Below are 6957 nucleotides of genomic sequence, written 5' to 3'. Positions count from 1 at the left end.
GTGTGGGGTGTGGGGTGTGGGGTGTGGGGTGTGGGGTGTGGGGTGTGGGGTGTGGGGTGGTGGGGTAGTGGGGGAATTTCAACTAAAACCCTAAAACCCTAAAACCCTAACACCCTATCTAGACTTGTACCATTTCTGGGTTTTTTTCCTTCTGCTGCAGTGCGACGTGGAGACGGTTTAAGGCACTGACGTAGGCGCGAGCGGAGGCGACAATAATATCGGTATCGGCCGCGTGAGCGGAGTAGGTGCGTCCTTCGTAACGGAGACGGATAGTCACTTCTCCTAAAGCATCGATTCCCTCGGTAACTTCTCGCACCGAGAAAGAAATTAATTCGTTAGGAATCTTCACCACTCGATTGATCGCTTTGCAGAGAGCATCCACCGGCCCTGTACCAATGGCCGCATCGGATAACTCGCTACCGTCGGGATTGCGAATCGTTACCGTGGCCGTGGGCCGGGCACTATTTCCACAGGACACTTGTACTAATTCGAGGCGGAAGTGATCGGGAACCGTATCGATTTCATCGTTAACAATAGCTTCTAGATCGCGATCGGTGATTTCCTTTTTGCGATCGGCCATTTCTTTAAACTGGATAAAAGCGTTATTAAGTTCCGTTTCCGAAAGCTCAAAACCCAATTCCTGTAAGCGAGAGCGAAAAGCGTTGCGGCCGGAGAGTTTACCGAGGACGATCTGATTATTAGTCAAACCGATCGATTCTGCATCCATAATCTCATAGGTGAGTTTATGTTTTAACACCCCGTCCTGATGGATTCCCGACTCGTGTGCGAAAGCGTTAGCACCGACGATCGCCTTATTCGGTTGCACGATCATGCCGGTAAGATTAGAAACTAGGCGAGAAGTGCGATAGATTTCCCTGGTGTTGATCTTGGTTAAAGGTTCCGTGGACTCTGGGGAACGACCGAGGAAAGGATTAAAATAGGAGCGCCGGACATGAAGGGCCATCACCAACTCTTCTAGGGAAGCGTTACCGGCACGCTCACCGATACCGTTAATGGTACATTCCAACTGTCGAGCGCCATTTTTAACTGCTTCGAGGAAATTAGCCACCGCTAACCCTAGGTCATCGTGACCATGGACGGAGATAATCGCTTGGTCGATATTGGGGACATTTTCCTTAATACCACGGATTAAAGCCCCAAATTCGCTGGGGGTGGTGTAACCGACGGTATCGGGAATGTTAACGGTGGTGGCTCCTGCGGCGATCGCTCTTTCGAGGACTTGATAGAGGAATTCGGGATCGCTGCGGCCGGCATCTTCGGGGGAAAATTCCACATCATCAACGAAGGATTTGGCATAGGCCACCATTTCTGGCACAATCTCAAGAACTTCCTGACGAGTCTTCTTAAGTTTGTATTGGAGGTGGATATCAGATGTGGCTAGGAAGGTGTGAATTCTGGGCTTGGCGGCGGGTCTGAGCGCATCGGCGGCAGATTTGATATCTTTTTGAGTAGTGCGGGCTAATCCGCAAATAATCGGGCTATCAGCTTCGCTGCCGACGCTGGCGGCAATTTTCTGTACAGCTTCAAAGTCCCCCGGACTAGCGTGGGGAAAACCTGCTTCAATGACATCAACTCCCAGTCGTGCCAGTGCGCGCGCTATGGTTAGCTTCTCATCCACATTTAAAGCGGCACCCGGGGACTGTTCCCCATCTCGAAGGGTGGTATCGAAGATAATCACACGATCTGGACTGGTATTCATAGTTTTTTTGTACCGTTAACGAACTTGGGAGTTGTTCCTCTGATTATAGCAGCCCAGGCCGAGGGGGTTGTTAAGGAAAATTGCGCTGAGAATTTCTCGACCTGCTCGCGCTTTTCCTGCTTGCCCTTTTTTTGGCTACCATAGAGGATATAGATAAATTGGCGAGGTAGTTAACAATGTTTGGCAAACCAGCGAAGGAACCGAACCCACCGGAGGTAAAAGACCTACAGGAAGTGATGTTTTCAATTAAGCAAAATCTCGAACCGGATCAGGATAAAGCTGATATTAATCTTGTTGATCCTCCCACTCCAGAGATAGTTACTGTAGTTGAAAATATTAGTAAAATTCTCTCTCCCTATTTTATCGTTTTGGTGGGTTTATTTCTCTATGATCGGAATAGTTTTATCGGTTTTTTGTTAGTCTTTACGGGAGTTTTAGCGATTTTTGGAGTTTCCCTCAAGGATATTAATAAACTCGTTGAAGAAGGGAAAAAGTTTTTCCAATCTAAGTAGTTTTATCCTCTGGATATGGTGATAACTGATAACTGATAACTGATAACTGATAACTGATATAAGATTATGTCTTTAGTTGCATCTTTACTCGATCGAGTATCTCCTCAGAGTTTACAACAATTGCGAGCCAGCGATCGAGCTTGGCAAGCTTTGCGTTTAGAAAATCCAGTTATTCCTACGGTAATTAATCAAAGTCAAGAATCTTTAGGAGAGACGGATTTTGATCTAGTGATTGCGGGGGGAACCCTGGGAATTTTTATCGGGGCTGCTTTGCAAACTAGGGGCTGGCGTGTGGCATTATTAGAAAGAGGTATTCTGCGCGGTCGTGAGCAGGAGTGGAATATTTCACGTTTAGAATTAAGCAGTTTTTTAGAGTTAGATTTATTGACCGAAGCTGAATTAAATCAAGCGATAGCGACGGAATATAATCCTGGGAGGGTGGGATTTTATCAAGGTTATGAGCTTTGGGTCAGAGATATTTTAAATATCGGTGTTGATCCGGTTTATTTGCTAGAGACTTTAAAAAATAAGTTTTTGCAAGCGGGAGGAAAGTTATTAGAAAATTCGTGGTTTAGCGGGGCGATTGTTCATCCAGATGGAGTAATGGTTAAAACGGGAGAAGTGACTTTAAAAACCCGTTTATTAATCGATGCCATGGGTCATTTTTCAGCAATTGCAAAACAGGCAAGAAAAGGAGAAAAACCCGATGGAGTTTGTTTAGTGGTGGGTAGTTGCGGTCAGGGTTTTCCCAGTAATGAAACTGGTGATTTGATTTATTCTTTTACCCCAATCTTGCACCAATGTCAATACTTTTGGGAAGCATTTCCCGCTAGGGATGGTCGGACAACTTATTTATTTACCTATCTTGATACTCATCCTGATCGCTTTAGTTTAGAATTTTTGATGGAGGAGTATTTAAGATTACTGCCAGAGTATCAAAAGGTAGATTTAGAAGCGGTAAAATTTCAGCGTTTTCTAGCGGGTTTTTTCCCTGCCTATCGTCAAAGTCCTTTAAAAATGCCCTGGTCAAGAATTCTGGCAGTGGGAGATAGTAGCGGTAGTCAATCTCCGGTAAGTTTTGGTGGTTTTGGGGCAATGGTTAGGCATTTAAAAAGGCTAACTTTCGGCATCGAGGAAGCTTTACAAATCGATGCTTTAAACCGAGAAGATTTAGCCCTTTTACAACCATATCAACCTAATATATCGGTAACGTGGCTATTTCAAAAAACCATGAGTGTCCAGATATATGCTAACCCTAATCCCAATCAAATTAATGACTTAATGAGTGGAGTTTTTCGGGTAATGGATAAGTTGGGAGATGAGGTCTTAAAACCATTTTTACAGGATGTGGTGCAGTTTTCTTCCCTCTCAAAAACTTTGCCTTTGGTTAATCCTCAATTAGTTTTACCGATGATTCCGCAAGTGGGTATCAGTCCTTTTATCGATTGGACGGGACATTATTTTAATTTAGCTTTGTATAGTGGTTTATATCCCTTGGCAGCCACCTTAAAACCTGTTTTAGAAAAGTTACCCGACAAGCAAAAATATCTTTACCATCGTTATTTAGACAGTTGGAAATATGGCTCCGGGGGAGATTTTATCAGTAAACAGTAAACTGATAACTGATAACTGATAACTGATTTAATCTTTATCTTGAAAAAATTGTTGATCGAGATAATTAACTTTAGCATAGGGTTCTAAAGCGGAGAGAATTTGTCTGCCATAACTGCGGGCATTGACACGATTATCGAGGACAGCCACACAACCTTGACACTCCCGGAGAGACTGGACAGATTGCTGAATTTCCCTCACCGCTGTGGGTAAAAGATAGGCACGAAACCAGTCGAGATGTTGTCGTTTGTAGTAAGCAATTTTGCCAGCAACGAGAGGATTTTCGGGGGATGGTAAGGGTAAAGTAGCGATAATTAATAAACTGGGAGTCGGAAATTTTTCTTGATGGGTTTGCCAGAATTGCCAACCACAAACCAGAATAGTATTATTATTAATCTCAGTTTTTTCCACTTGCACTCGCGAACCGTAATCGGCTGCGATTTGGGTAGCAATTTGTGCCTTGAGGGGAACATCTTCAATGAGGATTACTATCGGTTGTTCACTGGTATGATTAGCACTAACTAATTCCCGCACTTGCTTTAATAACATCGGTTGAAATTCGGGAGTATTGGGGGCGCTGATGCGATCAGGTAGATATAAATGAATATATTCACTTTCGCGATCAGCTGCAAACTTTAGAGTTAAAATTTCTCCGATACCCTGATTTTGACGGTATAAATTAGCGGATTTTTCGCTATCTAAAAAACTGCCGATTAAAACAAAGGGTTGCTGCTGCCAAATCGGTTTGAAAAAACTAGCCACCTCCAAAGGACTGATTTTTAGGGTAAATTCTCCTCGCTCTCGATCTACTGATGTCCAGAGGAGATAATTATGCTCGGGGATTTTTGCGGCTAAAAGTTGCCAAGCAGAATCAGTGGCTAAGTCTTGATGCAAGCGTTGCAGGAGAGCAATTATATATTCTTTTTCTTTGGCATCAATAAGATAGCAATTATAGGGATTAATTGGATGACCAAGAATACTTTGGCCAAGTTGTGCTTTAATTAAGTCTATAATCTCTCTATGCTGGGGATATGCTGACCCTAAAGCGAACCATTGTTCGGGAGTAATGGTGACGGTGAGATGATCTACTAGACAAGTTTCTAAATCTTCGGCTCGATCGATTATCGTGGGGATATTCTGGGGAAAATGACCGAGATTGTCCAATTTATCCTCTAACCATTGTTGGGGTGTGGTGAGGAGTAAACCGGTAAAATTAGCGGGAAAGCGATCACTTTTGAGGATATCTCGCTGAGTTTGTAACCATGCTTGCAGATGGGGGATTTCCACTTCTAACAGTAGGTTGACTTCTGACTCCGGGGCAACAATTAGAACAGGTGTATCAGCTAAAAGAGCTGGGGTGAGATAACTGAGACAATAACGGGTGAGAGTAGTTCCAGTTTGTATGAGAGAGGAACGTTTTAGGCGTAAAGCTCTAGCCACCAGTCGCCCCATAGTGAGATGATGAGACCAATAAAAGCGCCCTTGTTCCCGTAAAAAAGCGCGTAGGGAAGAATGAACCGCTGCTTCTAATAAAACCATCTCATCTCAGTTATTGGTTATCAGTGATCGATCATAGCCTTGATTTTGCCACTGATTGCACTCCGAGACTCTCTTACGGTGATTTAGGTTGAAGTTCAAATTCCATCTTGGAACGATAAAAACCTAGAACTAGGTAAATGTGATTTTGCGGTAAAAAAAGCGATAAAAAACCACAATCGAAAATTTTATCAATTTTTACCGCAATTTACAGCCTTAAATTGTCAGGTTTATTTTCTGTTAGGATTTTTTACCACGACGAGATATTAAGGCTCCGATAGCACCGATACCAAAAATGCCCAGTGTCATGGATGGCTCGGGGACGGGAGTGGCAGTGATCTTAAATCCACTGGTGATAAACATTCCGAAAACGTTATCATCATTGGTTGGGTTCACTGTTTTTAAGCGCAGGAAGGTATCTCCATGCGAGATAAAAGCGTCAGGATTAGCACTATTGCCAAGAGCGAGATTATAGTATTCATCATCGATTCGCGGCCCATCCAAGGGGTCATCTAATGGGCCGGGGTTAGTAGGACTGTCACCTATCCCCCCAACAGTTATTAAGCCTCCGTCGGCTCCTTCGCCATCATCCTGTCCTCCTGCGCTACTGGTTAATCGTCGATTATTGGTCGAATTAGTGGTTACGTCAATCTCAGTGGCTTGCCCACTTGGTTGACGGCTATAACTAGAGGCAAGTGAAACCAGAAAATCTCCCCCAGTGTAAGGACTGGCAAAATCAAACTGGCTCGTGTCTCCCCCGGTGGACAGTTCCCCGTCTAAAATAACCGAGGTAAAACCTTGGGTAGAAGAATTGCTGTAGGCAACGACAAGAACCGCACCATCGTTATCGCCATTCTCAACGATACTAAAGTCTTGTAATCCTCCCGTAAAAGAAGAAGCGATGATACTGGTGACATCCCAACGGGCGGTGGTGGCTGGGTTTTGATTGGGACCAAGAATAGTTGCTGAACCCAAGGAAAGTGTACTCCCATTAAAAGTTACTCCGTAAACTGGACTCATATCCCAGACGGAAGTGGCATAGAGATAAGCCCTCTGAATAGTAGAACCTGTGGGTATATTGGCTTGAATAACTCCACTATTAGTTGTACTACCGAAGCCGTCAATAGAAAGGGCAGCGTCGGGAATGACATTTTGTGGTATCAAACCAGCGGAAGCAGGGGCAATGTTTAGGCAAAGTCCAACAGTAATCCCCAGGGGGAGCAATGAATAAGTAAGTTTTTTCATGATGAGCAACTGGCAACAACTTTCAGATTATAGCGTTTATCATGAAGATGAAGTATGGCGGTATTTGTCATCATCTCTGGACGATCAGATAATATTCCGACGTTCCGCCGTTCCGTCGTTCTCTAAAACCAGAAACTTCGTATCTCACTGTTAAGATAACTGCTAATAGACTGCATATCTATTCATAATTTGTGGTTCTTCGTTACTTGGTATGGTTCGATAGGGGGGCATAAATCGACTAAATCCTTATCTGGCAAGAGACTTAATTGATTAGTTCGCTCTAGAGCAAAAACAATTGACAAAAATCGCTAAATGCTTTTCTATATAAGGGTT

At 43.7% G+C, this 6957-nt stretch carries 5 protein-coding genes; 2 read left to right on the top strand and 3 right to left on the bottom strand.

What is annotated here, in order from left to right:
- Positions 1 to 118: 118 nt before the first annotated feature.
- Positions 119 to 1720, bottom strand: coding sequence for a 2-isopropylmalate synthase (locus tag O9332_RS22625; RefSeq protein WP_002758694.1), 1602 nt, complete (start codon positions 1718 to 1720; stop codon positions 119 to 121).
- 176 nt (positions 1721 to 1896) lie between these two features.
- Here O9332_RS22625 and O9332_RS22620 point away from each other — a divergent pair, with 176 nt between their 5' ends.
- Both O9332_RS22620 and O9332_RS22615 read left to right on the top strand, forming a co-directional pair.
- On the top strand, positions 1897 to 2232 hold the full coding sequence (locus tag O9332_RS22620; RefSeq protein WP_002758693.1) for a hypothetical protein: 336 nt from the start codon (positions 1897 to 1899) through the stop codon (positions 2230 to 2232).
- A gap of 66 nt (positions 2233 to 2298) precedes the next feature.
- On the top strand, positions 2299 to 3846 hold the full coding sequence (locus O9332_RS22615) for an FAD-dependent oxidoreductase (RefSeq protein WP_288027533.1): 1548 nt from the start codon (positions 2299 to 2301) through the stop codon (positions 3844 to 3846).
- Between the two features lie 27 nt (positions 3847 to 3873).
- Here the strand turns inward: O9332_RS22615 and O9332_RS22610 are convergent, their stop codons facing one another.
- Both O9332_RS22610 and O9332_RS22605 read right to left on the bottom strand, forming a co-directional pair.
- On the bottom strand, positions 3874 to 5382 hold the full coding sequence (locus O9332_RS22610; protein WP_002758689.1) for a helicase C-terminal domain-containing protein: 1509 nt from the start codon (positions 5380 to 5382) through the stop codon (positions 3874 to 3876).
- Positions 5383 to 5619: 237 nt separating this feature from the next.
- Positions 5620 to 6624, bottom strand: a complete 1005-nt coding sequence (locus O9332_RS22605) for a PEP-CTERM sorting domain-containing protein (RefSeq protein ID WP_002758687.1) — start codon at positions 6622 to 6624, stop codon at positions 5620 to 5622.
- Positions 6625 to 6957 lie beyond the last annotated feature (333 nt).

It is taken from the genome of Microcystis sp. LE19-10.1B (genome assembly GCF_027530565.1).
GTDB classification, from domain to species: domain Bacteria; phylum Cyanobacteriota; class Cyanobacteriia; order Cyanobacteriales; family Microcystaceae; genus Microcystis; species Microcystis aeruginosa.
Note: the sequence above shows the minus strand (reverse complement) of the source record. Positions and strands in the feature narration are given on the sequence as shown.